The organism is Microvirga ossetica (assembly GCF_002741015.1).
Lineage (GTDB): Bacteria > Pseudomonadota > Alphaproteobacteria > Rhizobiales > Beijerinckiaceae > Microvirga > Microvirga ossetica.
In genome coordinates this window covers 213,092-239,999 of the sequence record NZ_CP016617.1, presented here as the reverse complement: position 1 = coordinate 239,999, position 26,908 = coordinate 213,092, and the positions used below count along the sequence as shown (strand labels likewise).

General features: G+C 61.9%; 23 protein-coding genes, 8 pseudogenes and 1 other annotated feature. Of the genes and pseudogenes, 18 read left to right on the top strand and 13 right to left on the bottom strand.

What is annotated here, in order from left to right:
* Positions 1-28: 28 nt before the first annotated feature.
* Positions 29-445, bottom strand: a complete 417-nt coding sequence (locus BB934_RS47460) for a NepR family anti-sigma factor (protein ID WP_157934383.1) — start codon at positions 443-445, stop codon at positions 29-31.
* Positions 446-1,085: 640 nt separating this feature from the next.
* On the opposite strand from BB934_RS47460, the gene BB934_RS47455 reads away from it, so the two are divergent.
* From BB934_RS47455 to BB934_RS28865, 4 genes and pseudogenes are all read left to right on the top strand, one after another.
* Positions 1,086-1,262, top strand: a complete 177-nt coding sequence (locus BB934_RS47455) for a hypothetical protein (RefSeq protein WP_157934382.1) — start codon at positions 1,086-1,088, stop codon at positions 1,260-1,262.
* Positions 1,263-2,327: 1,065 nt separating this feature from the next.
* Positions 2,328-2,663: a DUF6894 family protein gene (locus BB934_RS28870; RefSeq protein ID WP_237050468.1), complete on the top strand. Its 336-nt coding sequence runs from the start codon at positions 2,328-2,330 to the stop codon at positions 2,661-2,663.
* A 222-nt stretch (positions 2,664-2,885) separates the two neighbouring features.
* Positions 2,886-3,023 carry a hypothetical protein gene (locus BB934_RS47450; protein ID WP_157934381.1) on the top strand — a complete coding sequence of 46 codons (138 nt, stop codon included), beginning with the start codon at positions 2,886-2,888 and terminating at the stop codon, positions 3,021-3,023.
* 92 nt (positions 3,024-3,115) lie between these two features.
* Positions 3,116-3,791, top strand: a pseudogene (locus BB934_RS28865) (IS6 family transposase).
* A gap of 23 nt (positions 3,792-3,814) precedes the next feature.
* Here the strand turns inward: BB934_RS28865 and BB934_RS49455 are convergent.
* From BB934_RS49455 to BB934_RS49445, 3 genes are read right to left on the bottom strand one after another with little or no spacing between them, the layout of a single operon-like run.
* Complete coding sequence (locus tag BB934_RS49455) at positions 3,815-3,988, bottom strand: hypothetical protein (protein ID WP_237050467.1); 174 nt, start codon at positions 3,986-3,988, stop codon at positions 3,815-3,817.
* A gap of 39 nt (positions 3,989-4,027) precedes the next feature.
* The gene (locus tag BB934_RS49450; protein ID WP_237050511.1) at positions 4,028-4,345 is read right to left on the bottom strand and encodes a transposase; all 318 of its coding nucleotides are present in this window, start codon (positions 4,343-4,345) and stop codon (positions 4,028-4,030) included.
* Entirely contained in the window at positions 4,342-4,554 is a 213-nt protein-coding gene (locus tag BB934_RS49445) for a hypothetical protein (protein ID WP_237050542.1), read from the bottom strand. Before BB934_RS49445 ends, BB934_RS49450 begins: the two co-directional genes overlap by 4 nt.
* A 200-nt stretch (positions 4,555-4,754) precedes the next feature.
* Between BB934_RS49445 and BB934_RS49440 the strand changes: the two genes are divergently transcribed.
* On the top strand, positions 4,755-5,108 hold the full coding sequence (locus tag BB934_RS49440) for a hypothetical protein (protein ID WP_237050541.1): 354 nt from the start codon (positions 4,755-4,757) through the stop codon (positions 5,106-5,108).
* Here BB934_RS49440 and BB934_RS50650 read toward each other — a convergent pair.
* Positions 5,001-5,267, bottom strand: a pseudogene (locus tag BB934_RS50650) (helix-turn-helix domain-containing protein); the annotation flags it as partial. The gene BB934_RS49440 and the pseudogene BB934_RS50650 sit on opposite strands and share 108 nt — an antisense overlap.
* A gap of 305 nt (positions 5,268-5,572) precedes the next feature.
* Between BB934_RS50650 and BB934_RS28850 the strand changes: the two are divergent.
* The 3 genes and pseudogenes from BB934_RS28850 to BB934_RS28840 all read left to right on the top strand — a co-directional run.
* Positions 5,573-5,977, top strand: a pseudogene (locus BB934_RS28850) (IS110 family transposase); the annotation flags it as partial.
* Positions 5,978-6,027: 50 nt separating this feature from the next.
* Positions 6,028-7,253 (top strand): IS3 family transposase gene (locus BB934_RS28845; protein WP_099513398.1). Its coding sequence is split into 2 segments (ribosomal slippage): positions 6,028-6,316 and positions 6,316-7,253, totalling 1,227 coding nucleotides; the frame shifts between segments, so codons are not numbered across the junction.
* Positions 6,309-6,425: a sequence feature (AL1L pseudoknot), on the top strand. It overlaps the preceding gene by 117 nt.
* 42 nt (positions 7,254-7,295) lie before the next feature.
* Positions 7,296-7,949: pseudogene (locus BB934_RS28840) on the top strand (IS110 family RNA-guided transposase); the annotation flags it as partial.
* Between the two features lie 937 nt (positions 7,950-8,886).
* Here the strand turns inward: BB934_RS28840 and BB934_RS28835 are convergent.
* Positions 8,887-9,728, bottom strand: a protein-coding gene (locus tag BB934_RS28835; protein WP_099513397.1) for an IS5 family transposase whose coding sequence is annotated in 2 segments (ribosomal slippage) — positions 8,887-9,344 and positions 9,344-9,728 — 843 coding nt in all. Because the reading frame shifts where the segments join, the coding sequence is not laid out codon by codon here.
* A 336-nt stretch (positions 9,729-10,064) separates the two neighbouring features.
* Here BB934_RS28835 and BB934_RS28830 point away from each other — a divergent pair.
* The 5 genes and pseudogenes from BB934_RS28830 (at position 10,065) to BB934_RS28810 (ending at position 14,429) form a co-directional block, all read left to right on the top strand.
* Positions 10,065-10,436, top strand: a complete 372-nt coding sequence (locus BB934_RS28830; protein ID WP_099513396.1) for a serine integrase family protein — start codon at positions 10,065-10,067, stop codon at positions 10,434-10,436.
* 510 nt (positions 10,437-10,946) lie between these two features.
* Entirely contained in the window at positions 10,947-11,945 is a 999-nt protein-coding gene (locus BB934_RS28825) for a GNAT family N-acetyltransferase (protein ID WP_099513395.1), read from the top strand.
* On the top strand, positions 11,930-13,078 hold the full coding sequence (locus BB934_RS28820) for a GNAT family N-acetyltransferase (RefSeq protein ID WP_099513394.1): 1,149 nt from the start codon (positions 11,930-11,932) through the stop codon (positions 13,076-13,078). Before BB934_RS28825 ends, BB934_RS28820 begins: the two co-directional genes overlap by 16 nt.
* Positions 13,079-13,327: 249 nt before the next feature.
* Positions 13,328-14,160, top strand: a pseudogene (istA, locus tag BB934_RS28815) (IS21 family transposase); the annotation flags it as partial.
* 38 nt (positions 14,161-14,198) lie between these two features.
* Positions 14,199-14,429: a DUF6429 family protein gene (locus tag BB934_RS28810; RefSeq protein WP_099513393.1), complete on the top strand. Its 231-nt coding sequence runs from the start codon at positions 14,199-14,201 to the stop codon at positions 14,427-14,429.
* A 3-nt stretch (positions 14,430-14,432) separates the two neighbouring features.
* Here BB934_RS28810 and tnpC read toward each other — a convergent pair whose 3' ends face one another.
* Positions 14,433-16,049: an IS66 family transposase gene (tnpC, locus tag BB934_RS28805; protein WP_099513392.1), complete on the bottom strand. Its 1,617-nt coding sequence runs from the start codon at positions 16,047-16,049 to the stop codon at positions 14,433-14,435.
* A gap of 548 nt (positions 16,050-16,597) precedes the next feature.
* On the opposite strand from tnpC, the gene BB934_RS28800 reads away from it, so the two are divergent.
* On the top strand, positions 16,598-18,661 hold the full coding sequence (locus BB934_RS28800; protein WP_099513391.1) for a recombinase family protein: 2,064 nt from the start codon (positions 16,598-16,600) through the stop codon (positions 18,659-18,661).
* A gap of 8 nt (positions 18,662-18,669) precedes the next feature.
* On the opposite strand, the pseudogene tnpB (BB934_RS49430) reads toward BB934_RS28800, so the two are convergent.
* From tnpB (BB934_RS49430) to BB934_RS47445, 3 genes and pseudogenes are all read right to left on the bottom strand, one after another.
* Positions 18,670-18,825, bottom strand: a pseudogene (tnpB, locus tag BB934_RS49430) (IS66 family insertion sequence element accessory protein TnpB); the annotation flags it as partial.
* Positions 18,826-18,853: 28 nt separating this feature from the next.
* Positions 18,854-20,938: a recombinase family protein gene (locus BB934_RS28790; protein ID WP_099513389.1), complete on the bottom strand. Its 2,085-nt coding sequence runs from the start codon at positions 20,936-20,938 to the stop codon at positions 18,854-18,856.
* A complete protein-coding gene (locus tag BB934_RS47445) occupies positions 20,916-21,104 on the bottom strand; it encodes a hypothetical protein (protein WP_157934379.1) in 189 nt (62 codons plus the stop codon). The genes BB934_RS28790 and BB934_RS47445 overlap by 23 nt, the downstream gene beginning before the upstream one ends.
* A 523-nt stretch (positions 21,105-21,627) precedes the next feature.
* Between BB934_RS47445 and BB934_RS28780 the strand changes: the two genes are divergently transcribed.
* Genes BB934_RS28780 through BB934_RS28770 form a run of 3 tightly spaced genes read left to right on the top strand, consistent with a single transcriptional unit; the run spans position 21,628 to position 24,778 of the window.
* Positions 21,628-22,848, top strand: a complete 1,221-nt coding sequence (locus BB934_RS28780) for a site-specific integrase (protein ID WP_099513342.1) — start codon at positions 21,628-21,630, stop codon at positions 22,846-22,848.
* The gene (locus tag BB934_RS28775; protein ID WP_099513343.1) at positions 22,848-23,780 is read left to right on the top strand and encodes a tyrosine-type recombinase/integrase; all 933 of its coding nucleotides are present in this window, start codon (positions 22,848-22,850) and stop codon (positions 23,778-23,780) included. Before BB934_RS28780 ends, BB934_RS28775 begins: the two co-directional genes overlap by 1 nt.
* A complete protein-coding gene (locus BB934_RS28770) occupies positions 23,777-24,778 on the top strand; it encodes a tyrosine-type recombinase/integrase (protein ID WP_099513344.1) in 1,002 nt (333 codons plus the stop codon). The genes BB934_RS28775 and BB934_RS28770 overlap by 4 nt, the downstream gene beginning before the upstream one ends.
* Here the strand turns inward: BB934_RS28770 and tnpB (BB934_RS51070) are convergent.
* The 3 genes and pseudogenes from tnpB (BB934_RS51070) to BB934_RS28755 form a co-directional block, all read right to left on the bottom strand.
* Positions 24,735-24,977 carry an IS66 family insertion sequence element accessory protein TnpB gene (gene tnpB / locus BB934_RS51070; protein WP_099513388.1) on the bottom strand — a complete coding sequence of 81 codons (243 nt, stop codon included), beginning with the start codon at positions 24,975-24,977 and terminating at the stop codon, positions 24,735-24,737. The two genes, BB934_RS28770 and tnpB (BB934_RS51070), sit on opposite strands and share 44 nt — an antisense overlap.
* Positions 24,974-25,345 carry an IS66-like element accessory protein TnpA gene (tnpA, locus tag BB934_RS28760; protein ID WP_099513387.1) on the bottom strand — a complete coding sequence of 124 codons (372 nt, stop codon included), beginning with the start codon at positions 25,343-25,345 and terminating at the stop codon, positions 24,974-24,976. The genes tnpB (BB934_RS51070) and tnpA overlap by 4 nt, the downstream gene beginning before the upstream one ends.
* Positions 25,346-25,473: 128 nt before the next feature.
* Positions 25,474-25,635: pseudogene (locus tag BB934_RS28755) on the bottom strand (IS110 family transposase); the annotation flags it as partial.
* Between the two features lie 154 nt (positions 25,636-25,789).
* Here BB934_RS28755 and BB934_RS28750 point away from each other — a divergent pair.
* Positions 25,790-26,747, top strand: a pseudogene (locus BB934_RS28750) (IS630 family transposase).
* The last annotated feature ends 161 nt before the right edge of the window (positions 26,748-26,908 follow it).

Here is a 26,908-nt window from a genome sequence, read left to right as displayed (position 1 = left end):
GTCTTTCTTGCTACTTTGACTTAATTTCCTATTGAACGTCAAAGAATGCCCTTCGCTCCAATTGTTCAGCGAGCGCTTGCAGACGGTCCGGGATAGGTTCCTTTATCACATCCTCGTAATGGCTCCGAAGGGAATGGCCGAGGAAGAAGGTGATCCGCTGTTGCTGGACAGTGGGGCCAATCAGCGCTGATCCGGTGCAGTTTCTTTTATCGTCCGGCAGCATGGATCTCCTCCATTGCGCTATCGGTGCACTTCGTCTTGCATATTCCAGCCGAAACTCACGGACCGGTGAACTGGTTTCAGCGAAGCTATAAGAAACCTCGTGGCCAGCCGGGCACTCGCTACGAACTTTTCTTTTCAGCCCCGCTGAAACCAACTCCAGGGCGAGGGCTTTGGGGTTGTGTGATGGGTTGATGTCTCGCTCTGAAATGCCCGTCACCAGCACGCCGACTGGCCTGACTGCTTCTGCGGGTTCCCAACGGCAGCCAATCACGAGGTTCCTTGGACCGAGCCCCTGCCACGGCCCTGAATGGATGGAGGCCACGATACAGACACCACCTGGGAAGCAGACCTCCAGCCGTCAGCCGAATGTCGGAGGTATCCTTCCGCTCGACAATCTGATCCAATCAGCGGGACAACAACCCGGATAAAGCGCGACTAGCGAGTGACTGCGTGTCACCTCGGGCCCTCTCCTCAGGATGGGGCCCGTTTGTTTGAACAGGTATGGGTCGGCGGCAAGTGCACGTTGAGCTCGGAACTCGGGCTCCTAAGCTGCGTTAAGGGTTGGTTGCGTAGCGTATGCGTTCCCCGACCACCTTGCTGGGGCACACACGATGCTCAGACAGACGATTCATGGCTTTCCAAGCGCGTTGACGACACCGTCGCTCGTGCAATTGCCATCCTCCAGCAGCCACCGGACGTCACCGCCAAACCAGAGGCTCCTCCGGTACCAAGCAGTAGCAATTGTCCGAAGACAACCTGAGCGATAGTCAGCGGCCTGAGCAGATTGATGCGCCTCAGGGTGTGGGACGGATCTGCAGTAGTTTGTGATGCTAAAATAGCTCTGAAACTGTGGAGGTGAGCTGATGCTCGTTTGGGCTGCCCTTCCCATCCTGGTGTTCGCGGCTCTCGCCAGTGGCCCCTTTCGCGACAGTGTGCCAGCGGCTGTCGAGGCCTTCGCCCAACTGGCTGCCGTTCTCAGTCTCTTCATCTTGGTCTGCGCCGTGGAAGCCGGAGGACGCAACAAGGACAGTGGTAAATAGTGGCGCAATCGAGCAGGCAACCGCAGGCAGATTGGCGAGCGATGAGCTTGGGTGGCAATTGCACGCTGGCCTTGGCTTGAAGGTGATTTTCTCAACCAAAATTGAGAATGACCCATGCGCATACGCCTATCGCCGGGAGCAGGCCCATCCATTCGAGAGCCCGCTCCGACCGGTCGTTGCTAGTAGAAGCACTCGCAGGCTTCATTGAATCTATTTCGTATTTCACAAGCACCCTCCTATGAGGCGCAACGCAATATGGCGTTCATGAAGTGCTAACTTACCTGTTGCCTCGGGGTCTTTACCATCTGCACCAACACATTCGGTTAAAGGAGCGGCGTACTTTTCAGAGACTGGCCAGCAAAAGGCTTGCTCCGATGAAGGAGCCGAGCGAGGCCACAAAGAGAGCAGACGCACACTGAAAGGACGGGTTAGCATCGGTCACGCCCTACGGGTCAAAAGCCTTGCCGTGAAGAGTTTCGGAGGTATGCGGGTCGGCCACGGGCCACTCCTGCTGTCGGGTAACGTCAGATGCTATATTAACGGAGGCAGGTACGGATTTATTCCATCACGGAATTTATCAGAATGTTGCGATTGCAGCACAGGAATGCAGCCCTAAGTTAGAAAGTGGGAGGGCTGACGATGACAGAGGGTGAGGTTGAAGCCGTAGCAGCAGAGTTGGCCAAAGCGGGAGGTGTGTCCTGGCATTCAGGGCAGGAGCGAGGCCCACTGAAGTTGGTCATGGACCGGTACCGGGACCGCGCCCGCCTTGCTATTGCGGCTCTCGATCGCGTCCGGGCCGCTGAGCAGAGTATCTCTCGCGATACCCTCGGCCTTGAGCAGCTTGGGCCAATCGCACAAGCCTCCCTAGAGCCAGTCTCAGGCGATGTTGTCTCAGCGGGGAGCTTGGTATTGTACCGTCCACCAGGAGACAAGAGAACCTATCCATGTCGCGTTGAGAAGCTCGATGGAAGCCGCGCTTACCTTGTCCCTGAGATCCCAACCTGCACCGGCTGGGTGGATCTTGAAAACCTCGCCTCTCCAGCAGTCCAGTAAGGTGTCCGAGCCATGGTAACTTTCACGAATGGCAAGCAGGCACCTGCTGAAGACGCTGTCGAAATTGATCCGCCAGCCGGAACTTCGGCTGGATCCGCTACAGGTCTTTCGGCGCCAGCGCGTTACTACTTCAATCTCACTGATGGCGACAGCATGATCCGCGACGAGGAGGGCATCACGGCGTCCAGTCTCCAAGCCGCCGTGGTCTCCGCGATGGAAGCCGTCGAAGAGCTTCGGGCCCAGGATCCCTTGAACTCGGATGAGTGGCAGGGATGGCAGCTGGAGATTGTCGATGCCTCAGGTCAGGCAGTGCAGGTCATTCCGCTTGATGCTCTCTCGGCTCATTAGTCAGACTCGGAGCGGCAGCGGCGCGGCTGATGAAGCGGCTGTAGCGCATCAGATTTTGGTCCGTAAAGCCTGGCCGGTGCTTCATGGGCCAACTCCGAGTGTGATCTCGGCTACAGATAGCCGAGAGACCCCAAGATAGAATGGGGCAGTCATTCGGATTTGTTTACGGAGGCCTGTGCGATGAATAACTGCATTTACTGCTGGTCCCGCTACATGAGAGCCATGAGCCTCGCGAAGCGGCATCCGGACCCGTCAGCGCGCAGAGCCCTGATTCAAGACGCCTTTGAATGGCTGGACCGCTACTTCGATGCTGAGGATATCGAACTCTCCCGGCGCGAAAATATGCCGGTCCGGCGATGAAACGAAGCATCTTACGGGAGTGATAGGGCGAGGTATTTCGGGCGTTGTCACGTTAACCTGGACATGAGATCGAGCGGTGTAGATGGTCCGGCATGAGCAAACCCGTCAGCTACAGCTACAAACGCCATCGCTTTCCGCCTCAGATTATTGCCCATGCGGTCTGGTTGTATTTCCGGTTTCCTCTGAGCCTGCGGCTGGTCGAGGAGATGCTGCTCGAGCGCGGCATCGTCGTGTCCTACGAGACCGTCCGGCGATGGGCGCTGAAGTTCGGGCCGGCTTACACCCGCCGCCTCAGGCGCAAGGCACCGAGCCGCCACGACATCTGGCAAGAAACACTGGCTGTGGCGAGCCGTTGATCAGGATGGATACGTGCTCGATGAGGTCGTGCAGACGCGCCGCGATACCAAGGCCGCCAAGCGCTTGCTGAAGCGTCTCTTGCGGAAGCAGGGCTGCCCTCCACGACGGATGATCACCGACAAGCTCGGCTCATACGCTGCTGCACAGCGTCAGATCATGCCAGAAGTCGAACACCGCTCGCAGAAGAGGCTTAATAATCGGGCGGAGAACTCGCATCTGCCCTTCCGGCGACGAGAGCGGGTGATGCAAGGCTTTCGATCACCCAGGTACCTGCAGCGGTTCGTCAGCGTCTTCTCTGCCGTCCGCAATCTTTTCGTTCCACCTCGCTCCAACCGCTTCGCCCCTGCCACACGCCTGCACCGCCTCAATGCCATGGCGGAGTGGAAAGCTATGACAAACATTGCTGGTTGAGCCTGCCGGCGACCAAATCGGCCTTAAGTGCGCTTGCTGGCAGTTATCGTGACAACGCCCGGCGCGGCAGTCGCTCGTGGTGGAACGATCACTTGCGCATCAGGATCGCGCTTGGCGATGGTGTCGTAAATGCCAGCCTGATCATAGGCTCCGTCGCCGATGAAAGAGGCCAGAGGAGCCGTGATCTGGTCAAGCAAGGGCTCGACCTGCGAGCCATCATCGAATTCACAACTCGCTCAATCTGCCGCGAGGATCTTCCCAGTGTCGGTGTCAACACCGATGTGCAGCTTTCGCCAGGAGCGGCGTCTTCGGGTGCTATGCTTCTTGACCAACCATTCGCCGGCACCACAGAGTTGCAGGCGTGTGCTGTCCACCAGCAGGTGAACCGGCCCTCCGGAGCTAAGACATGGCCTTGGTACCTCCAGGGTTTCGGCCCGCTGGCTCAGGGTTGAATGATCTGGCACGGCCAGATCCAGACTCAGGGGCTTCAGGATCGAGCGAATCAGGCCTTCGCTTTGACGAAGCGCCAGCCGGAACACCGCCCGCAGCGTCAGGGCTGTTCGGATCGCCAGAGCTGAGTAATGCGGCTGACGCCCGGTGTTGTGCGAGGCTCGGCCCGCCAGGGGGCAATCGCCTCCTGTGAGAACCAGACGGTGAGGCTTCCGCGCTGGCGCAGGGCCGTGTCATACTCCGCCCAGTTCGTGACCCGGTGCTGCTGCTTGGGAATGCGGTGACGGCGAGCGGCATTGGTCTTGAACGGCACGGTCGAATCCGAGATCTGGAAGGCACCGTCCTTCTATGCGTTCCAGGCTCGGCAGCCAAATCGCCTGTCCATGCAACAAGGCGGCGTCGGGCCAAAGCTCTTACGCTTTCTTGACCAGCTTGGATTGCGCGACGACCTGCCTCTGTCGTAGTGGCGCTGCCGAAATAATCAAAGGTCGACTCGGTCTCGACGAACTTCAGGTGCATCAGCCGGCTGGTGGCATCGTCAATGTAGACCAGAAGCGTGCAGGGTGGGCCGCGATCCTCAAACCAGGAGTGCTCGGAGCCGTCGATCTGGACGAGTTCGCCGACGCAGTCGCGCCGGTAGCGCGGCTGGTGCACGCGCTTGAGCTTCTGCCGGCGCTCCTGCCAGAGACCCGCCGCGATCATCCAGCGTCGGATCGTCTCGACGCCCAGAGCGATGCCGTGCCGCTCGGCGAGCTTCTCGCAGGCGAGCGTCGGGCCGAAATCGGCATAGTTGGCTGTGATCAGTGCCAGCACCTCGGTCCGCAGCGCCGCCGGGTAGGAGCGGTTGCTGGGCTTGCCGCGGCGTGACGAAACCAACGCCGCCGGACCGCCCGCATGATAGGCCTTGAGTAATCGGAACACTTGGCGTCGCGTGATCCGCAGCACCTGGGCGGCTTCGCGCACTGTAATTCGCTCCGCCACGACGTCCCGCAGAATGTGAACCCGATCGATCTCCGGCCGGCTCATCCCGATCACCGTCATCAGACCCAATCTCCCCAGCACGATCACCCAGGGAGAGTGACATTTGTAACGGGGAGAGGAGTGACCTTTCTAACGGGGTTCTACACACATGAATTCGCATAACCCTCAGTATGGAACGCGATTTGAAGGCTTCACCGCGTATTCGTACTGCAAAAGCTCCCTCGTCGGTCCCTATCGGCGGGGGAGTTTTTCGTGGGAAGAGAGAGGCCGGTAATGGGATGGTCCGGCCGTGCTCCTGCCCCGCTTGTTCGTAAAGTGTGGGGCTTCGAGCCACGCAAGGAGCACGTCCCATGTCACGGTCTTCTTCTTTCGCTGCGATCGCCACCCTGGGCATCGATCTGGGCAAGACCAGCTTCCATCTCGTCGGGCAGGAGGAGCGCGGCGCGATCGTGCTGCGGATCAAGCTCTCCCGCACGCAGCTCACCCAGCGGCTGGCCAACATCCCGCCGTGCCTGATCGGCATGGAGGCCTGCGCCGGCGCCCACCATATCGGCCGACAACTGCAAGCGCTGGGTCATGACGTGCGCCTGATCCCGGCTCAGTACGTCAAACCTTTCCTCAAGGGCCACAAGAACGATTATCGCGATGCCGAAGCCATCGCGGAGGCGGTGCAGCGGCCCACCATGTCGTTTGTGGCGATCAAGACGCCAGACCAAATGGATCTGCTCGCCCTGCACCGGGTGCGTTCACGCCTGTGAACCGCGCCGGGATTCCCGGAGGCTCCAACTCCTGACAGGATGGAGCCATGACGAAGAAAACACCCCCGTATTCACCAGAGGTCCGCGAACGGGCGGTCCGGATGGTTTTCGAGCATCGCGACGAGTACACCTCGCAGTATGAGGCGATCCTGTCGATTGCGGCCAAGATCGGCTGCTCGCGCGAGACGCTGCGCCACTGGGTGCGCCAGGCGGAGCGTGACCAGGGCCTTCGGGCTGGGCCGACGAGCGCGGAGCAGGAAAAGATCAAGGCCCTCGAGCGTGAGGTGCGCGAACTGCGCCAGGCCAACGAGATCCTGCGCAAGGCCAGCGCCTATTTTGCCCAGGCGGAGCTCGACCGCCGCTTCAAGCCATGAAGGCGTTTATCGACGAGCATCGTGAGGTTTACGGGGTCGAGCCGATCTGCCGTGTGCTGCCGATCGCCCCGTCGACCTACCATGAGCATGCTGCCCGCAAGGCCAATCCCGACCGCAGACCGGCACGCGAGCGCCGGGATGCCGAACTCAGCCAGGAGATCCACCGGGTGTTCGCGGCCAACTTCGGCGTCTATGGCGTCCGCAAGGTCTGGCGCCAACTGCAGCGCGAAGGGATCGCGGTCGCACGATGCGCGGTCGCCCGGCTGATGCGGCAGATGGGCCTGAAGGGTGTGGTTCGCGGCAGAAGCATCAGGACGACGGTCAGTGACGCCACGGCCCCTTGTCCACGTGACCGGGTGAACCGGCAGTTCAACGCGTCGCGGCCGAACGCCTTGTGGGTCAGCGACTTCACGTTTGTCGCGACCTGGTCGGGCTTCGTCTATGTGGCGTTTGTGATCGACGCCTTCGCCCGCCGGATCGTGGGCTGGCGGGTATCACGCTCAGCCCGGGCCGAGTTCGTGCTCGATGCCCTGGAGCCGGCTCTCCATGACCGGCAGCCCTGGCGAGCCAACCTCATCCACCATTCGGACAGGGGAGTTCAATACGTGTCGATTAAGTACACCGAGCGCCTCGCGACGGCGGGGATAGAGCCATCCCTCGGCAGTGTCGGCGACTCGTACGACAATGCCCTGGCGGAAACCGTCATCGGCCTGTTCAAGACCGAAGTGATCCATCGGCGTGGTCCATGGCGCTCCTTTGAGAGCGTCGAGTTCGCCACTCTTGAATGGGTCGACGGGTACAACAACCGGCGCCTGCTTGAGCCCATCGGCAACATCCCGCCCGCCGAGGCGGAAGCCGCCTACTATGCCCAGCTTGAGGTCACGCCGATGGCCGCGTAGAATCCAAGCCAACCAGCCTCCGGAAAATCCGGCGCGGTTCACCTGGTCAGTCAGCGCACAAGCATCACCAACCAGATCCGCGGCTTTCTCCTCGAGCGCGGCATCACCGTGCGGCAGGGGCTCGCGCCGTTGCGTCAGACGTTGCCAGGGATTCTCAGCTCACCCTCTGACAGCCTGTCACCGCGCCTGGTTCGCCTGATCGCTGATCTGGTGGAGGATTGGCGCCGGCTGGATGAGCGCATTGCGGCTGTCTCCGCCGAGGTCGAGGCGCTGGCGGTGCAAGACGAGCACTGCCAGCGGCTGATGAGTGTGCCGGGCGTGGGGCCAATCATCTCGTCAGCCGTCGTGGCGGCGATTGGGACAGGTGCAGGCTTCAAGCAGGGGCGGGACTTCGGGGCTTGGCTTGGGCTGGTGCCCAAACAGGAGTCGACCGGCGCCCGCACCATCCTGGGCAAGATCTCGAGGCGCGGCAACAAATACCTAAGGACCCTGTTCGTGCAGGCCGCGCACATCGTGCTGGTACGTCGACCGCATGGGGCCAGGCTTGGCCTGTGGCCCTGGATTGAGACCGCGGGCGGGAGACTCCATCGCAATATGCTGGTGATTGCCCTCGCCAACAAGCTCGCCCGCATTGCCTGGGCGGTGCTGGCGCGCGGCCACGCCTATCAGCCCAGGAGTGCTTCTCATGCCGTCTGAGGCGAACTTGCTCGTGATCTTTCCGGAATGGGTTCGGGTGAACCATCCACCCTGAGGATTGAACAATGACATCCGTCAGATAACCAGCCGTTTCCCGCCGAGGTCTGCGAGAGGGATGAAGGAGATGGACGAACGGTCTGCCCGGCGCAACCACAAGACTGGGTGCCATTTTGGCCCACAGAGGTCTTTCAGCTAGCGAGTCCTGGATGCGCGCGGATACCCATGCTGGCCCGGAGCACAGGCTCCACCACGAGGCCGAATACATTGATGCAGCTCTCACGTTCGTCAGTCTGCCAACATCATCTTGCGACGCACGGCCGGACCATACAAATGGCACCATCCCCGACCTCCCCGCCCGGTTATCATTGCGGTCAGGGGCAACTGCCGCAACGCCAAGCAAGGAGGAGGATAGCTGGCCTAAAGAACCTTGCTGCAGGGCAATGGCTGTACCTCGGACTGGCCACTTTATTCCTAAAGCGTTCTCGACGATGCGCGGATTCCGATCCGGCAGCGCGAGTAGGATCCGGCTGGGTCCTCGTCGCCTAGGTGTTGGCCGCGAACACGAGCTCGATGCCGGGGAGGCGCTTGATACGGTCGCCCGGGCGAAGCGGCGACGCGGCTATCGGCATCTGTAACGTCAATTTTTCGTGGTTCGTACCCGGGCAAAAGGATCAAAGCCGATACTGGCTATGTATTCGGCTAGGTTCAGTGGATCTTTCCACACTACGGACTAAAGGATCCAGAAAAGCATGCTATTGACCCAACTAATGCTGATGTGGCGAGTAGACGTGTCCCAGCGAACAATGCGCAGAAAAACACCCGTTTCATCGCGAGCATGATTGTGATCACAACGGCTCCTAAAAAATAAACAGCTTACTTTGATATGCATTTGAGTCTTGCACGAGATCTTGAAAATCTAAGAGTCGGTCCGAGCGATTCATGAGCTTTGACAAAGCCTTGCGATCCTGCGGGTCATGAGCCGGATCATGGCGAGTTGCACGAACGCCAGCTGCGTGCGCGTGAGGTTCTCAAAATCCTTGACCAGCCGGCGGCAGCGACCGAGCCACCCGAAGGTTCTCTCGACAACCCACCGCTTCGCGACCACCACGAAGCCTTTGGCGGCATCCGATCGTTTGACAATCTCCAGAACCACCTTGCCGGTCCGTTTCGCGGCCGCGGCTGTTGCTGTGCCGCTGTAGGCGCCATCGGCAAACAGGCGCTGCAGGAACACGAACACGCGCCGCACACTCGTCAGAAGCGGCAGAAAGCCCTCCCGATCCTGCACATCGGCCGGTGTCACATTCAGCCCGAGCATCAGGCCCAGCGTGTCGACGATAAGGTGGCGCTTCTTGCCTTTGACTGTCTTGGCCGCGTCATCGCCGATCGGATCGATAGGCCTCCCCCTTTTTCGGCGCTCTTGACACTCTGGCTGTCGACGATCGCGGCGGTGGGACTGGCGTGGCGTCCCTCAAGCGCGCGGACCTGCTGGTAGAGCGCGAAGTGCAGGCGCTCGAGCACGCCATCGCAATGCCAGCGCACGAACCAGCCGTGCACGGTGCTGCGCGGCGGCAGGTCTCTGGGCAAAGCCCGCCACTGGCAGCCTGTGCTCAAGACGGACAGAACGGCATTGAGGATCTCGCGCAAGCGCTCCGGCACTGGCCCGGACCTCGTGCGACGGCGCAGAAACGGTCGCACCAGATCCCATTCGGCATCCGTCAGGTCGCTCGGGTAGCGCAAACCTGTGCGAGCGTAGCGACCTCGGTTCTCTGGGGTCCACATGGGCGCCTCCGCTAATCGGCGCCAACCAGTGAATCACAACTCATTGCTCGGATTCAACTTTCACTCGGACAGGCTCTTAGGGGGCCGGTTATAAGTCAATAATCCTGCAATGAGAGGAAAGGCAATAGATCCTGCCATATAAGCGAGGATCATTCCTAACCATCCATACGGATAGGCAAGTAAACACGAAATTATCCCGCCAGAAGCGGCGTAAAGTAAAACCTTGAATATCATAATGCATCTCCCCTTGCTCGATGCATTTTTAGTTATGCTCATCCTACTAATTGGATTGCGCTGAAAATAAGGCTCTATACTTACATGCCTTGAGCTCATGGCTTGCCGGCCGCCAACCGTCTCGCGGTTGGCATCATGGCCAAGGTGGCCGACGAGGAGCGTCCCATGACCTCGAAGCGAACTAACGATGTTTTGGCGGTGGCTAAGACTAAGGCCCGTGGGAAGAGGCTCGGCGGCAACCGAGGCAACCTGCCTGTCATTGGCGACAAAGGCCGAGCCATCAGCCTCGCGACACGTCAGTTCAAGGCCAATAACCGCACCTCAGAGCTCCTGCCCGTCATCGAGGAGCTGCGATCTGCCGGTGCTGTCCCCCTCCGGCAGATTACTGCCGAACTGAACGCCAAGGGCATCCAAACGGCACATGGTGGTGAGTGGAGTGCCGTGCAGGCGAAGCGGGCACTGGAGCGAGTTTAGGCCGCTCGCAGGCGACAGTTTCAGGCAAGTAATCTCAACTCGTACAAATATTCTCTAATCCATAGTAGGCATTCACAATCTGGTGCGCAAAATTGTATACCTGTAACCAAAGCAACAATGTCGGTCTCCATCGGTAATTCTGTAAGGAGATCCCCTCTGGCGTGCCAGTAGAGGATCTTCAACTGCGAGAACCCCTCTCGAATACCCGTTGGTTTGCAGGAGGGTGATTTGGATCAAGAGAATTTTTACTGAGGACCGACCCTGAGGAATTCGTCATTACAGCAGGGCGATGATGCGTTGCCCTACTCACACCGCCATCTCCTAAGAACGATTACTGTTCGGGATTTTGGTGCTCTCGCCCCGCATGTGTCAGCTTGGGATTGTCTCGCCAGGGAGGCTCCCCAGCAACTGCCGACTCTGCTGCCGGGCTGGGTTGACGCCTTCTTCCACCATAGACTGAAGCCAGATCAGCGCTGGTTCTGCAGCTTTGCCTATGCTGGTGATAGGCTTGTGGGCGTGCTGCCCGTTATTGTCACGCCACATTGGCTTCTTGGGCTTCGCTGGCCGCAGTTACAGACACCGTTTGATGCGTACACCCCCTCCGGTGACATTGTGCTTGCGCCTGACCACGCAGCGGCAGCATTTGGAGCTTTGCTGGCTGAGGTGATGCGGGAGGTGCCAGGCCATCTCGGCCTTGATCTCACCGCCGTGCGGCAGAACTCCCCTGTCTGGAGGGCCCTGCAGGATGAGCCTACGGGCTATTTCCTGCGCCATGGCCTGTGCTCGCTGTACTCTTTCCTCAATGTGCAAAGTGATTCAGATCGCTACTTCGCTAGTTTGGGTAAGATGCGTCGCAACCTGCGGGTTGGTCGCCAATGCCTTGAGAAACACGGCACCGTCTCTGTTGAGTTGAGAAGAGGAGCAAGGGCCGGCGAAGACTTTCTTGCCGAGTTTCTCACGCTTGAAGCCTCCGGCTGGAAGGGTCGCATGGGGACCGCCATCCTCAAGAACCATGATCTGGTTACCTTCTATACCAGCTTGGTCAGGAGCTTTGCCGCTCAAGAGCGGCTGGAATGGCATGCGATCCGGGTTGATGGTCGTCTCGTCGCAGCGCAACTGGCGGTCCGGTGCGGGGCTTCACTTATGCTCCCCAAGTACGCCTATGATGAGGCTTTCGCGAACTGTATGCCGGGCCATCTCCTGATGGAGGAGGTCATCAAGGATGCGTTCTCCCGCCCTGAGTTAGCCGAACTCAATCCCATGAGCGACTCGACCCAGCATCGGTTGTTTCACATGCCTCGTGACCAGTACGTCAACGTCCATCTGGTTCGTCTGAATACGCTGGCAGTGTTGTTTCAGCTTCCGCAGGTTGCCTTGCGATCTCTGTACCGACATTATGTGCAGCCTCGCATTCCCCCTGTAATGAGGCGGGCCTACCGTAACCTCTGCGACAAGAGGAACGTCATGGGGTGGGTCCATTCGCTAGGACTATCATGGCCGCTAAAGTAGAGGTAATCGGTGAACTGTCGCAACTCGAGGCACTTGAAGAGCAGTGGCATGCGCTGGCCCGAAATATTCCATGGCCCATGGCCCAATTTGAATGGATTATCTCGGCAGCGCAGACTTATCGGCGAGATCAGCTCTGCGTGGTGATCGTGCACGAGGCCGGCGTCCTTCATGCCGCCGCGCCTCTGGTGCTGCGGCCCTATGGCCTCACTCACCGACTGGAATCTCTCGACTACATGCTGGCCGAGCCGCAGCGGCTGATCGCGCGCGACGAACAGAGCCTGCAGCTCCTTTTCAAAGCCCTGAGAGCGCTCCGCTATCCCTTGATTCTGCAGGGTGTCACGGCCCAATGCCCGGATCCCCAGTGCTTCAGGACGAGTTCCGGTTATGGCATCGCCATGGTTGCAGCAAGCGGCAGCAAGGATTCCTTTATTTCGTTTGGCGATGCGGGGAACAGTGTCGAAGAGCGCATGTCGTTGAGCCGCCGCAGTACACTGAGGCGCAAACGAAAGGCTGCGGAAAAGCATGGCCCGGTCGGCTTCAGGATCCTGCGGCCGCGCCCCGAGGAGCTTCCTGACCTTCTCGACGAGTTCTTCCGGGTCGAGTCCTCGGGTTGGAAAGGAAGGGCTGCAACGGGCCTGCAATACGATGTCCAGCGGGCTTCGTTCTTTCGGTTGTATTGTGACCGAATGGCGCGCGAAGAAACGCTTCGCCTTGGCTTCATGAAGATCGGTGAAGCGACAGCCGCTGCTCGCATCGATGTTCTGTGTGGCAACAAGACATGGGAGCTCAAAATCGGCTACGACGAGCGCTTCGCCAATTGCTCGCCTGGACTGCTGTTGAGTCATGAGGCTCTCAAGCATGGGCAAGCGGACGGGCTGCTCGGGCACCATTTTCTTGGAGAAGCCGAGCCTTGGCACGATACGTGGAGTGCAATCGCGGTAGAAAGGGTCACGCTGCGACACTATCCGGTATCAATGCCTGGCATGTTGACATTCCTTAAAGACGTGAACTCTTACTTGAAACAAGCAATTGGCGGCCAAATTCTTCAAATCCTGAGAAGAATACCGTTCACCATTCGAAAGTGTCCGTGGCGCCGGCCATTGCTTATACTAGGTTGCATTTTGATAACCTGACTTAAGAGCCTGTCCGAGTGAAAGTTGAATCCGAGCAATGACTTGTGATTCACTGGTTGGCGCCGATTTGCGGAGGCGCCTGCGGATTCCGGCGCAATCCGGACAGGTATTCCGATTTGAAGCCGGACAGCATTCCGGAATGAAGCCGGACGCCGTTCCAATCAATCACCGGACACTTTCCCCACACTGACGATCCCCTGGGTCAGCAACTCGGGCATCACCCTCCTCATGGCGAACGAGGAGAACGGAATGCCTGCCAAGAGGAAGCTGACCATGAGACAGTTGAGACAGATGCTGCGCCTTTCCCGGGACGGCGTGAGCGTGCGCGACATTGCCGAGAGGCTTGGGATCGCACGCAGCACCGTCCAGGAGAACCTCAAGCGCGCCGAACAGGCGGGCTTGAGCTGGCCCTTGCCCGGCGCGCTGACCGACGAGGCCCTGGAGGGCAGGCTCTTCGCCCGTGCCGGCGTCAAGCAGGGACAGCGTCGCCGGCCCGAGCCCCACTGGGCTGATGCAGTCATCGAGCTGAGAAAGCCCGGCGTCACGCTGCAAATCCTCTGGGAGGAGTATCGGGCCGTCCATCCCAATGGATATGGCTACAGCCGCTTCTGCGAGCTCTTCCGCTCGTTTGAGGGCCGCCTCTCGCCGACCATGCGCCAGGACCATGTCGCCGGCGACAAAGTCTTCGTCGACTATTCCGGCAAGAAGATCGCCATTGTCGATCCCCGCACCGGCGAGATCCGCCACGCCGAGATCTTCGTCGCCGTGCTTGGCGCCTCCAACTTCACCTACGCCGAGGCGACCTGGACCCAAGCCCTGCCGGACTGGATCGGCGCGCACGGACGCATGTTTTGCTTCCTCGGTGGCGTCCCGCGCCTGATCGTACCGGACAATCTCAAGTCCGGGGTCAACCGGGCCTCGTTCTACGATCCGGAGATCAACCGCAGCTACGCATGATGGCCGCGCATTACGGCGTCGGCGTTCTGCCGGCGCGGCCACGAAAGCCCAAGGACAAAGCCAAAGTGGAGAATGGCGTGCGCTTTGCCCAGGCCTGCATTCTCGGAGTACGCATCCGCCGACGACCGCGGAATCTCTAGCTGCGGTGTGGTAGAGTACCGTAATGGAGATCGACCATGACAAGATCGATGAGGCAGTTCTCGCCCTGATGTGGCTGACGCTGCATGATGGATGCCGGGCCTGGAAGAGCTTTGATTGGGGTGTGACGGACCGGCTCTACCAGAAGGGGTTCATCTGCGACCCCGCCAGCAAGGCCAAGTCCGTTGTCCTCACCGAGGAAGGACTGCAGAAAGCCGAAGAGCTGTTCAAGGCGCTGTTCACGCGACAGCCCTGAGCCTCAGGCGGCCGCCTGCTGGTGGCGCGGTGCCTTCCAGTTCCAGGGCAGCAGCTCGGCGAGGCGTTTGGCTGGATGCTCCGGCAGTCGTGCCAGAACGTCGGCCAGCCACGCGCGCGGGTCGACATCATTGAGCTTGCAGGTCTCGACCAGCGTGTACAGCGCGGCCGCCCGATGGCCACCCACATCCGAGCCAGCGAAGGTCCAGTTCCGGCGCCCGACTGCAATGCCACGGATCGCCCGCTCGGCCGCGTTGTTCGACAGGCAGACCCGCCCGTCCTCGAGGAAGAGCGCGAAGGAAGCCCAACGCCGCAGCATGTAATCGATGGCTTTGGCGGTCTCACTCTTGGGCGACAACCGTCCGCGCTGCGCCCGCAACCAGCTCTCCAGATCGTCGACCAGAGACTTGGATTGCGCGGCACGGATGGCGCGTCGCTCGTCAGGCGACCGGCCGTTGATCTCACGCTCAATGGCAAACAGCGCATCGATGCGCTTGACGGCCTCGATCGCGATCGGCCCCTTCCGCAACTCGGCCAGTTCAAAGAATTTGCGCCGCGCATGCGCCCAACACGCTGCCTCGATCGCAGCCCCGATCATGCGGCCTGGCTCATACAGTTGCCCGAAGCCGGAATAGGCATCTGCCCGCAGAATCCCGCTGTAGCTCTTCAGGAAGCCCTGCGGATGCTCGCCCTTGCGATCCGGCGAGTAGAAATACACCGCAGCCGGCGGATCGGCCCCTCCAAAGGGACGATCATCGCGCACCACCGTCCAGAGCCGCCCGGTCTTGGTCTTGCCCTTGGCCAGCACCGGCACCGGCGTGTCGTCGGCATGCAGCCGCTCGGCCTTCATCACGTGGTCGGTGATCAGCGCGCTCAACGGCTGGGTCGCAACCGCGACCGCACCGATCCAGTCGCACAGGGTCGAGACATCCAGATCGACGCCTTCCTGGGCAAACACCGCGCTCTGGCGGGTCAGCGGCAGATGCAGTCCGAACTTGCCGACCGTGATCTCGTCCAGCAGGTGGGGACCGGCGCGGCCACGCGGAATGGCATGGAAGGGTGCCGGCGTCTCGGTGATCGTCTCACAGGCCGCACAGCTGAACTTCTCGCGTACCGTCTGCAGCACGACCCACTTGGCTGGGATGCGCTCCAGGGTCTCGCTCATCACCTCTCCGAGTTTGCGCAAGCTGCCACCGCAGCAGCCGCACGAGGTTGGGCCGGGGATGACGACGCGCCGGCGCGGCAGGTGCCCGGGCAAGGGCCCGCGGGCGGGCTTGGCCCGCTTCAACTCCTCCACCGTCCACTGGGGTGCCTCCGGCGCTGCGGCGGCATCCTTCGCCGCAGCCTCGGCATCCATGTGAGCGGCGCTCTCCTCCAGGTCTTCCAGGGCGAGCAAGAGTTGGTCGAGGCGGGCGCTGCGTTCCGATGAAGTGCCGAAGTGCTGGCGGCGCAACTTGGCGATCTGCAGCTTGAGCCGTTCGATCTCCAGCTCCAGGGCATAGCGGGCGGCGTGCGCTTGCGTGGCTTCAAGCCGGGCGACTTCCAACGCAGCGCGAGCGATCTCCAGATCCCCCGCGCGGGCTTCCGCGGCCAGACGGGCAGCGCGCTCGGCGCGGATCATCGCGTGAGCGTCAGCCAGACTGGCGGGAAGCGGATCAGGGTGATTTGCCACACTTCCAGTGTGCCACGAACCCGTGGCATGGCAAGGCTTTGGTGCTCATCCGGCCGCAGTCGGGCGCCAGGTTTGCTGGGGATTACGCCAGTCGATGCCCTCGAGCGAGGGGGTCGAGAGATACCCCTATTTCGAACGATGATTGTCCGGACGCGGCCGAGGTTGTTGTCGTTGATTCCGCTCATCCGCTCTATCGCCGGCGCTTCCGGCTCATCAGCGTGGAGCCTGCGTCATGGCCTGGAGGCGTGGTCCGGGTAGAGTATCGATTCGGTCTCACGTTGCGGTTAGCGCTTCCGGCCACAAGCCTTTGGCCTTGCGGGGAGCCGTCCATGCCGACGGCCAAGCTCAGCACGGAGGCAATCCAGGATCTGCTCGTCGTGGCCGGAGAGAGCGAGGGCGCATGCCCATCCACCCTCAAGGCGTCTGGACCACCCTGCCGGCGGCGCTCCGCCGGGAGATCGTCAAAGACCTAGCGGTCGTTCTACAGGAGGTGAAGCATGAGCTCGGAACTCGTGACCTCAACCCATCTCACGCGCCATGCCGTGATCTATGTGCGTCAGTCGACGCCGCATCAGGTCATCAGCAACCAGGAAAGCCTGCGGCTGCAATATGCCCTTCAAGAGCGCGCCCGCGAACTCGGGTGGCATGAGGCCAATATTGACATCATCGATTCCGATCTCGGCTTGAGCGGCGCAGCCGGGTCGCACCGTCAGGGCTTTAAGGACCTCGTGGCCCGCGTGGCGCTGGGCGAAGTCGGGCTCATCCTATCAATCGAAGTGACGCGCCTCGCCCGCAACTGCTCGGACTGGTATCCGCTTCTCGATGTCTGCGCTCATCGGGACTGCCTGATCGCTGACCGGGATGGCGTCTATGATCCGAGTTCCGCCAACGGTCGCCTGCTGCTGGGGCTCAAGGGGACGATCTCCGAACTCGAATTGCATACCATCCGAGGCCGCCTTACGGCAGGGCTCCTGGCCAAGGCGGAACGAGGCGAGCTTGCCCAGTTGTTGCCGGCCGGTCTTCTCCGGGATCCGACAGGGGTCGTCACAAAGGATCCTAACCGCGAGGTCCAGGAGCGGATCGGTCTTGTCTTCTCCGCTTTCCTGCAAATGCGCACCGCGGTGAAGACCACCCGATTGATGACGGAGCGCGGTCTGATGCTGCCGCGGCGCAACCGTTTCGGCGACATCTGTTGGAGGCAGCCCACGACTGCGGCAGTGACGAATATTCTCAAAAACCCGGCTTACGCCGGCGCTTTCGTGTATGGGCGCACCCGTCAACAGCCCCCCACGGCCTCAGGCCGCCCCCCGCTCAAAACGCCAGTGCCCTTTGGCGCGTGGCGGACGGTCGTACGGGGCAAATATCCTGCCTATATCGACTGGGATACATTTGCGAAGATCCAGGCCATGCTGAGCGACAACCGGGCCGATTACCAACGTGTGAAGGGACGTGGCATCCCGCGCGATGGCGCCGCACTTCTTCACGGCATCACGTGGTGCGGCGAGTGCGGCCATAAGATGATGGTACGCTACAAAGGCGGCAGCCAATACGTCTGCAACCATCTGCATCGGCAGTTCAACGTGCCGGAGTGCCAATGTCTACGCGCCGGACCCATCGACGCAGCGGTGGCTCAGGCTTTCCTGAGCGCGGTCGCCCCGGCGGAGATCGAGGCCTGGAACCTTGCCCGCAAGAGCGAGCGTCAGGCGACTGCGGCGCTGCGGCATGCTGAGGAGCAGCAGATCGAACGCCTGCGCTATGAGGCAGCGCTGGCCGAGCGGCAGTTCCACCGGGTCGACCCGGACAACCGGCTGGTTGCCGCTGAACTGGAACGCCGATGGGAAGCGGCTTTGCTGACGTTGCGTCAGGCCGAGGACGATCTCGCTCGCAGAACAACCCAGGCTGAGGAGCATCGGCCAATCTCACCGCGCCTGCACACCAAGATTGTTGCCCTGGGGCAGCGGCTACCGGAGATCTGGGCCAATCCAGCCCTGCGCCGGTCTCAGCGCAAGGCACTGCTGCGGTGTCTGATCGACAAGATCATCCTGCACCGCTGCGCCCGGGATCAGGCTGCCGTCCGGATTGTGTGGCGCGGCGGTGCCATCACCGAATTGACCGTACCGATGCCGGTCCCGACGCTGCGTGCACTCTCGCGCGGTGGCGAGATGGAGACCCGAGTCCTCGAGCTGGTTCGCGCGGGCGTGTATGATGACGAGATCGCGCAGATCTTGACGGCGGAGGAATACCGTTCACCCGGGCTTCAGAATGGGGTTCTGGTCAACACGGTCCGCGGCATTCGGCGGCGGCATGGCATTACGGTTGCGCGGCGCCAGACCCGGTGGCCAGTCGTGCCTGGCTGCTTGACCGTTACGCAGGTTGTGGAACGATTGGGAGTTCCGCGCAAATGGCTGTGCGAACGGCTGCGGCGCGGCATTCTTCAGACGATGCGCGAAGCGTCAGGGCGCCATCTCATCCCTGACACGGCGGATGCCTTGGAGGCCATCCGTGCGCTGCGCGCCGGCAACATTCATCAGCTCGATCTGAGGGAGCATCGCCATGATTAGACGGGGTATCACTCCAACCCTTCGAGCAGATAACCCAACTGCGCGGTGGAAATCGACACCGTGCCGTCGGCCGGCGACGGCCACAGAAAACGACCACGATCAATGCGCTTCGAGAACAAACATAGGCCCTGGCCATCATACCAGAGGACCTTGATCAGATCGCCGAAGTTTCTTTCATAATGCAGCCTTTCTTCAGATCCCCGGGAGGCGGATCATCTTAATGTCCTGATAATTCTCGTAGTTCTTCGGCCTGCGGGCGATGACCGCCTGCACTCCTTGGCGAACGGTCTCACACGAGAGCGCTTCGACGGGAACGAGCCAGGGAGCACCCGGAATGATCTGGGTCGCGGGCAGGATGCCGCGCGACACAAGCCGTTTGACGGACTCGATACAGATGCCAAAATGCTCGGCCGTCTTCATCAAGGTGACGGTCCGCGGCCTTGCAGGATCCACCACGTAGTGCGGCAACCCCAGGCGCTCGCGCATCTCCCGCACCCGCACTATGGTCCAGGTGTTGCCATCGCCCGTCTGGCAGCGCATCCGGTTGAGCGCCACCGCCAATTCCCGATCCGGCCAATGCCCCGCCATGGTGCGCAACGCCTCCACGGCGGAGGGCGCTCTGTCAGCTGGGTAACGGCCGGATTTGACACGGGCCACCCGGACTTCGCTATGACGTCCACCGGACCAATGGATCAACAGCACGGCCTCGTTCGTCGCGTCGTCGAGATTGCAGACGATCTCCTGAATCACGATGTGAAGCAGGCGCTGTTTGCTGCGCATGTCCGCTGCTGCATTCCAGGCCGCGGGCAGGTCGTGGGCGAGTTGAAGCAGAAGGACCCGGTCGATCGGCGGGCTTGCCGCCAGGGACGACGAGAGTTCCTCCAGCCGACGCGCGATCTGCGTGGCCCGCTCCAGGGCATCGTTCCAGCGTGCTTCCAGCTCCCGTGCGACGTGACGTTTGGCCGGATCCACCAACTCGTAGCGCCGTCCGGCGAGGGAGGTCTCGTAACGGGCCTGTTCGAGCTCGCGCCGTACAGCAGCGATCGCATCCTGGCGTGTCCGCTCGGTTTGATCCGCGGCCAGGATCGCCGCTTCGACAGCCCGCTCGGAGACGGCGTCGAGGATCTCGAGCGCCACCGCCCGATCGACCCGAACCCCGCCGATGCCGATGCACAGGCCGGAACCGACATGGGCATCGTCGCCACGGCACTGATAGCGGTGCGCATTGCCCTTTCCCATGCCGTAGAAGACCCGCATCATGCGCCCGCAATGGCCGCATCGCATCAGTCCCGTCAGAAGCGCCCGCCCGCCCCGGGCCGACTTGCGGGCGCAGTTCTTCTTCATATGCGCGTTCTCAAGCAGAAGCTTCTGGTTGTCCTCGAACTCCTGCCAGGTGATGTAGCCGGGATGATGATCCCGCAGGAGCACGCTCCACTCGTTCCTGGTCTTGCGTCCGCCAACGGTCCTGGCACGGCCCTCTGTGAGGCGGGTGCGCTGTCCCGTGCGGCCGAAGGCATAGGCGCCGGCATAGAGTGGGTTGTGCAGGATCTGGACGACACTGTGATAAGCCGCCGCCTTCCAGATGAGCTTGCACACATCGACATTGCGCCGCACGACCGGCATCTTGATCGCCGCGTCCCTAAGCCAAAGAAAGACCTGGCGGGCACTGCCCAACTCCCGGAACTTCGTGAAGACCAGCCGGATCGTGTCGGCAACATGCTCGTCAGGATCGATCTCGATCCGGCCCTCCTCGTTCCAGCAGAACCCAGGCGGCAGCATGAACCGGAACTCACCGCGTTGCGCCTTCGCATCGCGGGCGGCGATCCCGCGCTGGCGCATCAGGCTCAACTCGTATTCCGACATGGTTCCCTTCAACCCCAACAGCAGGCGGTCGTTAACCAGCCGCGGATCGTACGCCCCATCGGGATCGATCACGAGCGAGCCGGCGAGTGCGCACAGATCGATCAGATGATGCCAGTCACGCCCATTGCGGGCCAAGCGCGACGCCTCGATACAATAAACGGCTCCGACCTCGCCGGAACAGACCAGAGCGACCAGCCGCTCGAAGCCCGGACGCTCGCTGCGGCCCGATCCGGAGCGTCCCAGATCATCGTCGATCACGGTGACCGAGGCAAAGCCCTTGGCCCGCGCTTCCCCAGCCAGATCGTATTGCCGGCGCTGGCTTTCGAGATTGCCCATGACCTGGGCCATTGTCGACTGGCGAACATAGACGACCGCCGCGCGCCGCAGATGCTCAGTGGTGATCCGGGCGCTCATGGAAGCCTCCCTGGCGTGTCGGGCGTTCGGCCTGAGCAGCGTCGAGGAGAAGCTCGGCGAGGGCTTCGACGATCCCCTTCAGGGTCGGGGCCACGGGCGGCTGTGCTTTGCGGGGCTCCAGCGCCAGAGCGGGCTGGGCCCGGGAGCGGTGGCGGGATCTTGGCATGACCGATCTCCTTCTGCGAAGGACGAGATCGTGCACCATGGCGGCGATTCGTCGTCCACGACGCAAGGACAGCGGCCAGCTCGGCAAGGCCCTCAACGCTGACCTGTGGAGATCCCAAGCTCATGCCGGCGCAATAGGCCTGGTCGAGCATCCAGTCCGGCAATTCCCGTGAGAGGTCCGGTCGCTCCTGGGTATAGACGAAGCTCAACGCCTTCCCGCGCCGATACCGCGAGACCTGAACGGTTTGTCCGAACAGCGGATGCCAGGGATACGCAATGGTGGCAGACCGAAAACCGTATGCTCTATGTCGTTTGTTGGCCGCGCCGGCCGCGGAAGACAAATAGGCTGCCGGAATGCGGATATGTGGCGCGCCACATATCCGTTCTTATGTGTCGTGAGAGATGATGTGGCGGCGGGATCGCTGACGGTGGAGTTCCAGCGCATTGCGGTTCCTGGCCGCTACATAATCTGAGCCATTTCTCCAGTGGACGTTGGGCTATCCGCGCTCGCATGGAGAACGCACATGCTGGAACGCTACTTCAAGTATCCGAGGGTCCTGCATCGCTTGAGAGGCGGCGGCCTGGGTGACGAGCTCGATTGCATCGCAACCCATCTTTTCGAGAGCGGCTATCAGCGCACTTCAGCGAAGATCTACCTCGGCCGATTGGGACGGTTCGGTGGAGTCGTATCACGCGCAAAGCCGATCACCCAAGCCCTGATCGATGGCTTTGTCGCCGGTTGTCCGACCAAAACCTCACGTGTCGCCGCACGCACCGCGATCGCCCTAGCCCGGAGGATTGTTCCTCACCGCTTCGAGATTGGCCGTCACGAGCCCCATCCACATGAGGCCCTGCTGACAGGCTATTCCAGCTACCTGCGTGAGGTGCGCGGTCTGGCAGTGAAGACGCGGGAGGGTCAGATGCTCCTCGCGCGGCGGCTGCTTGCCTGGTGGGAGCGGCATCACGCCAGCGAGCCGCTCTCGGCCATGACCGGCATACATGTGCTGGCGCTCACCGGTCACCTCATGGGCCTGTCGTCCATGGATAACACGCGGGCAGCGACCGGGTCCTATATGCGCCGGTTTCTGAGGTTCCTGCACTGGGCCAACCTCAATGACCTGGACCTTGCGCGGTTCGTGCCGCGCACGCCATGCTACCGTCTCGCGCATTTGCCGCGGCAACTGGGTTGGGAGGATATCAGGAAGGCGATCGACGCCATCGACCCTGCGACCCCTACCGGCAGTCGCGATCGGGCTATCCTCCTGTTGCTGGCCACGACCGGCATCCGCAACAAGGAACTTCGCTCACTCGTCCTCGAGGATATTCGGTGGCGCGATGCGCAGGTTCGGATACGCCGCACCAAGGCGAGGCGCGATCGGAGCGTGCCCCTCACGCAGGAGGCGGGCGAAGCGCTCGCCGATTATGTCTTGCGGGCCCGGCCCGATTGCCGCAGCCGTCGCGTGTTCCTGGTGCACCTCCCGCCCGTGCGCCCGATCGACTGCAGCACCAACATCTCCCGCATCGTCCGCTCCGCACTGCAGCGCGCCGGCATCGTGCTAAACGGTCCCATCGGCGCCCATCTCATCCGGCATAGCTTGGCGACCCATCTTGTCAACCGGCGACGACCGATCAACGAGATCGCCGACCTGCTCGGCCATCGCAGCATCGATACGACCGCCATCTACGTGAAGGTCGCGGTGTCGCAACTCGCCGAAGTCGCCCTTCCTTTTCCCGGAGACGCGTGATGAGCACATTCTCCAGCAGACTCAGCAAGCATGTCGAGGCCTATGTCGCGCTTCGACGCTCGCTCGGCTTCTCGCTCAGCAAGCAGGCCACGATCCTGCGCGCGCTCGTCGCCTATGTCGATGGCGAACAGCTCGATGGTCCACTCTGCCGCCAAACGGTGCTCGGCTTCATAGGCTCCTGGGCGGGCACGGCGAATGGACGGGCCGTTCGCTACGGCGTGGTTCGCAGATTCAGCGAGTATCTCGCCATCTTCGATCCGCGCACCGACGCGCTTGACCCCAAGGCCTTTCCCAGGAACCGAGCCATCCCGCCACCCAGGATCCTCACCGACGAGGAACTCTCACGGCTCATGGCGGCATGCCGCGCGGTGTCGCCCGATTATCCCGAGCGCGCCCGGTTCCTGACGCCGCTCGTCGGCCTGCTCGCCAGCACCGGCATGCGGTCCGGCGAGGCGTTGCGCCTCGATCGCGGTGATGCCGATCTGGCTCAGGGGATTCTCCACATTCGAAGGACCAAGTTCCGCAAGGATCGCCTGGTTCCTGTCCATCCTTCGACGCTGGCGGTCCTGCGCGACTATGCAAGACTCCGGGATGGGGCCTTTCCAATGCCGGACATGCCAGCATTCTTCGTCAGCTCGCGTGGGACGCGATTGTCGAAGTCCGGTCTGAACGCCGCCTTCGGCGCGGCGCGCTCCCTCGCCGGCCTCGATCGCGGCAAGCCGGTGCGTCTCCACGACCTGCGTCACCGTTTCGCGGTCAGGCGGCTGGCGAACTGGCACCAGCAAGGCGCCGATGCGCGAGCGATGCTGCCGCTGCTCGCGACCTATCTCGGCCATGGCCACTACAGCGACACCGCCTATTACGTCACCGCGGACGCCGATCTTTTGGCCATGGCCGCCGAACGGGCCTTGGCCTGGGGAGAGACGCCATGACCGGCCGCTTCTCCTTTCCGTCGCTGCTGGAGTCCTTCTTCCGCCATCGCATGGCCAAGCAGCGCAATGCCACGCCAGCAACGATCGCCAGTTATCGGGATGCCCTTCGCATGCTGATCCTGTTTGCCGCCGATAGGACCGGATGTACGCCATGCGATCTCACCATCGGCGACTTGGATCGCGACACCATCCTTGCCTTCCTCGATCACCTGGAGGTCTCGCGCGGGAACAAGGTCCAGACGCGCAATGCGCGGCTGGCGGCGGTGCGATCCTTCTTCCAGCACGTCGCCGCCAACGACCCCGCCTCGCTTGGCATCGCCCATAGGATCCTCGCCATCCCGCTGAAGAAAGCGCACACCGAGATCACCCATCACCTCACGCGCACGGAGCTGGATGCGCTCATCGCGGCGCCTGATCAACGGACCGTACGGGGCCGCCGCGATCGAACCTTGCTGCTGTTTCTCGGTCGCACCGGCGCCCGGGTAACCGAAGCAACGGGCGTCAATGTCGACGATGTCCAGCTCGACCGGACCAGGCCCCAGGTGCTTCTGCGCGGCAAGGGGCGCAGGGAACGTGTTGTGCCAGTCTCGGCCGATCTCGCTCAAGCCCTCAGAGCCTTGATCGCCGAACATGGCCTCAACCATGATTCGCGGGATCCGATATTCCGCGGCGCCCGTGGTGAGCGAATGACTCGGTTCGGTGTGACGCACGTCGTCCGGCGCGCGGTAGCCGCGGTCACGCAGCCGGGGTTAGCATGCAAGGTCGTGTCGCCCCATGTTCTGCGCCACACCCTCGCCATGACGCTGCTGCAATCGGGTGTCGACCTGCTCACGATCCAGGCCTGGCTCGGTCATGCCCAGGTCGCGACGACACATCGCTATGCGGCCGCCGATGTCGAGATGATGCGCCGCGGTCTCGACCACGCCGCCATCCCGGGCAAGCACCCCGCCCGGTTCAAGGCAAAGGACGCGGTGCTTCAACTGCTTGAGAGCCTATAATTATGTGGCGGCTGGGAGCCGCAAAATGCTGGGATGCCGCCATCGGCTCTGCCGCCGTCACATAATCTCTCACGACACATAAATGCGGATCCCGTTTGAGCGTCTCCTGCACGAGCAGGGAGAGGCCGCCAAAGCCCTTGCGCATGTCGGTGTGGCCGGTGGCCAGCCACACACGTACGCCGGTCGGCACCGGGATCATGATAGGCTCTCCATCACCTGCAGCACTCGCCGCAGCGCCTCGGCATCGACCTCGCGGTCCACGCGAACGCGGCGCCCGTGCCTCAAGACGATCTCGATCAGACCGGTGCGCCGCGGTGGTGATGCTATCGGCGTAGTCTGCCCTGGGATAGGTGTAATCTTGACCGGTATGAAGGCGGGACCGGCGTCGCCGAGCCGTCCTTCGCGGGCCAGCCGGTGCCAGGTGAAAACCACGCTGGGTGCGAGCCCATGGCGGCGGGCCACTTCGGTCACCGTCACGCCCGGCTGCAGCGTCTCTTCCACGATCTGGAGTTTGTCCTGGAGGCTCCAGCGCCGCCGGCGCTCTGTGCCGAGAACTTCGATCTTCATCGATCTGCTGACCTTAAAGCGAGCCTTAAGGTCAGAACGTCACGCGCAAACAGCGCTCTCACAAGAGGGCACACACCAAGTGCTTACTTCTCGGACGGCTGCGGCACCAAACCTTCTTCTCGCTGGCCGAGGCCAACGCGCGTGAGCGGCAAGCCCAAGCCCGACAGAAAGGCGGTGAGCGCCTCCGGCTCGCTGGCGACCTTCGCCTCGCGGACGATCTGTCCCGCGGCATCGAGGATGCAGACGCTGCTCAGTTCCAACGACACGTCGATCCCTGCATAATAGTCCATGGCTGTCCCTCATGATGCTTGGGGCCGATCCGCTCGGACCCCGGTTCAACACCATCACTCTGAGGGACAGCCACCCCGCTCCGCTAGCTCGAGAGCGCCAGGCCCATTACGGCATCTAGAGCTGTGATTCACTGCCTGGACTGGGAGGTGGATTATGGGTCATTGCTATTCCCTGGATCTGCGGGTGCGCGTCGCCGACTTTGTCGATGCAGGTCATTCCTGCCGGGCGGCAGCCCAGCACTTTGACGTCAGCGAGAGTTTCGCCATCAAGCTGGTGCACCGGAAGCGGCGGTTCGGCTCGCCGGCACCGGCCCGGCAAGGCCGTCCGCCCGGACGCGGCAAGCTGGTGCCCTATGAGAGCTTCTTGATCCAGACGGTCGAGGCCGAGCCGGCCATCACCATGCCCGAGCTGGCCGCAAGGCTGCTGACTGAGCATGGGATCGTTGCGGCTCCCGCGATGCTCTCGCGCTTCCTGTGCCGGCACGGCTTCTCATATAAAAAAATGCCTGATGGCGGCGGAGTGCGCACGCGCCGATGTGCGGGATGAGCGCCGGGTCTGGCATGCCCAGCGCCAGCCGCGCATGCGCCAGGAGACGCACCGGCTGGTGTTCCTGGACGAGACGTATGTCAACACCAAGATGACGCGCCTGCGCGGGCGGAGCCGCAGGGGCCAGCGCCTACGCATGAAAGCTCCCTTTGGACACTGGAAAACCCATACCTTTCTGGCTGGGCTACGGTGCAACGAGTTGTGCGCGCCGTGGATCATCGATGGCCCGATCACCCGGTTGGCGTTCGAGGCTTACATTGAGACGCAGCTCGCGCCGACGCTGCGCAAAGGCGATGTGGTGATTCTCGACAACCTGGCTGTCCACAAGAGCGAGAAGGCCGCTCAGTGTCTGAAGCAACGCGGAGCCTGGTTCCTGTTTTTACCTGCTTATTCGCCTGATCTTAATCCAATTGAACAGGCCTTTGCCAAGATCAAAGCGCACTTGCGCAAGGCCGAGGCCCGAACGTTCGACGCGCTCTGGCGAGCGCTCGGTGAGATCTGCAACCTGTTCGAACCACAAGAGTGCTGGAACTACCTTAAGGCTGCCGGATATGCGTCCGTTTAACCGTCCGATGCTCTAGCCCATCGTATTCACCAGAGTTTGTCGGGATGACGTGATCTGCAGCCCCGGCGTGCGGATCCGCTGCGTTTCTTCCACCGCGGCGAGGTCTGGAACGTTGGGAACGCGTTTGCAGGATCGGGTGGGATGATCGGGGCGATGGCGGC

Bases quoted from the DNA above. Each gene is read 5' to 3' on its own strand.
- BB934_RS47455 (WP_157934382.1), top strand. From the start codon at position 1,086: ATGCTCGTTTGGGCTGCCCTTCCCATCCTGGTGTTCGCGGCTCTCGCC.
- BB934_RS28870 (WP_237050468.1), top strand. From the start codon at position 2,328: ATGGTAACTTTCACGAATGGCAAGCAGGCACCTGCTGAAGACGCTGTC.
- BB934_RS47450 (WP_157934381.1), top strand. From the start codon at position 2,886: ATGAGCCTCGCGAAGCGGCATCCGGACCCGTCAGCGCGCAGAGCCCTG.
- BB934_RS28820 (WP_099513394.1), top strand. From the start codon at position 11,930: ATGGCCGCTAAAGTAGAGGTAATCGGTGAACTGTCGCAACTCGAGGCA.
- BB934_RS28810 (WP_099513393.1), top strand. From the start codon at position 14,199: ATGGAGATCGACCATGACAAGATCGATGAGGCAGTTCTCGCCCTGATG.
- tnpC (WP_099513392.1), bottom strand. From the start codon at position 16,049: ATGATCCGCGCCGAGCGCGCTGCCCGTCTGGCCGCGGAAGCCCGCGCG.
- BB934_RS28800 (WP_099513391.1), top strand. From the start codon at position 16,598: ATGAGCTCGGAACTCGTGACCTCAACCCATCTCACGCGCCATGCCGTG.
- BB934_RS28790 (WP_099513389.1), bottom strand. From the start codon at position 20,938: ATGAGCGCCCGGATCACCACTGAGCATCTGCGGCGCGCGGCGGTCGTC.
- BB934_RS47445 (WP_157934379.1), bottom strand. From the start codon at position 21,104: ATGCCAAGATCCCGCCACCGCTCCCGGGCCCAGCCCGCTCTGGCGCTG.
- BB934_RS28780 (WP_099513342.1), top strand. From the start codon at position 21,628: ATGCTGGAACGCTACTTCAAGTATCCGAGGGTCCTGCATCGCTTGAGA.
- BB934_RS28775 (WP_099513343.1), top strand. From the start codon at position 22,848: ATGAGCACATTCTCCAGCAGACTCAGCAAGCATGTCGAGGCCTATGTC.
- BB934_RS28770 (WP_099513344.1), top strand. From the start codon at position 23,777: ATGACCGGCCGCTTCTCCTTTCCGTCGCTGCTGGAGTCCTTCTTCCGC.
- tnpB (WP_099513388.1), bottom strand. From the start codon at position 24,977: ATGATCCCGGTGCCGACCGGCGTACGTGTGTGGCTGGCCACCGGCCAC.
- tnpA (WP_099513387.1), bottom strand. From the start codon at position 25,345: ATGAAGATCGAAGTTCTCGGCACAGAGCGCCGGCGGCGCTGGAGCCTC.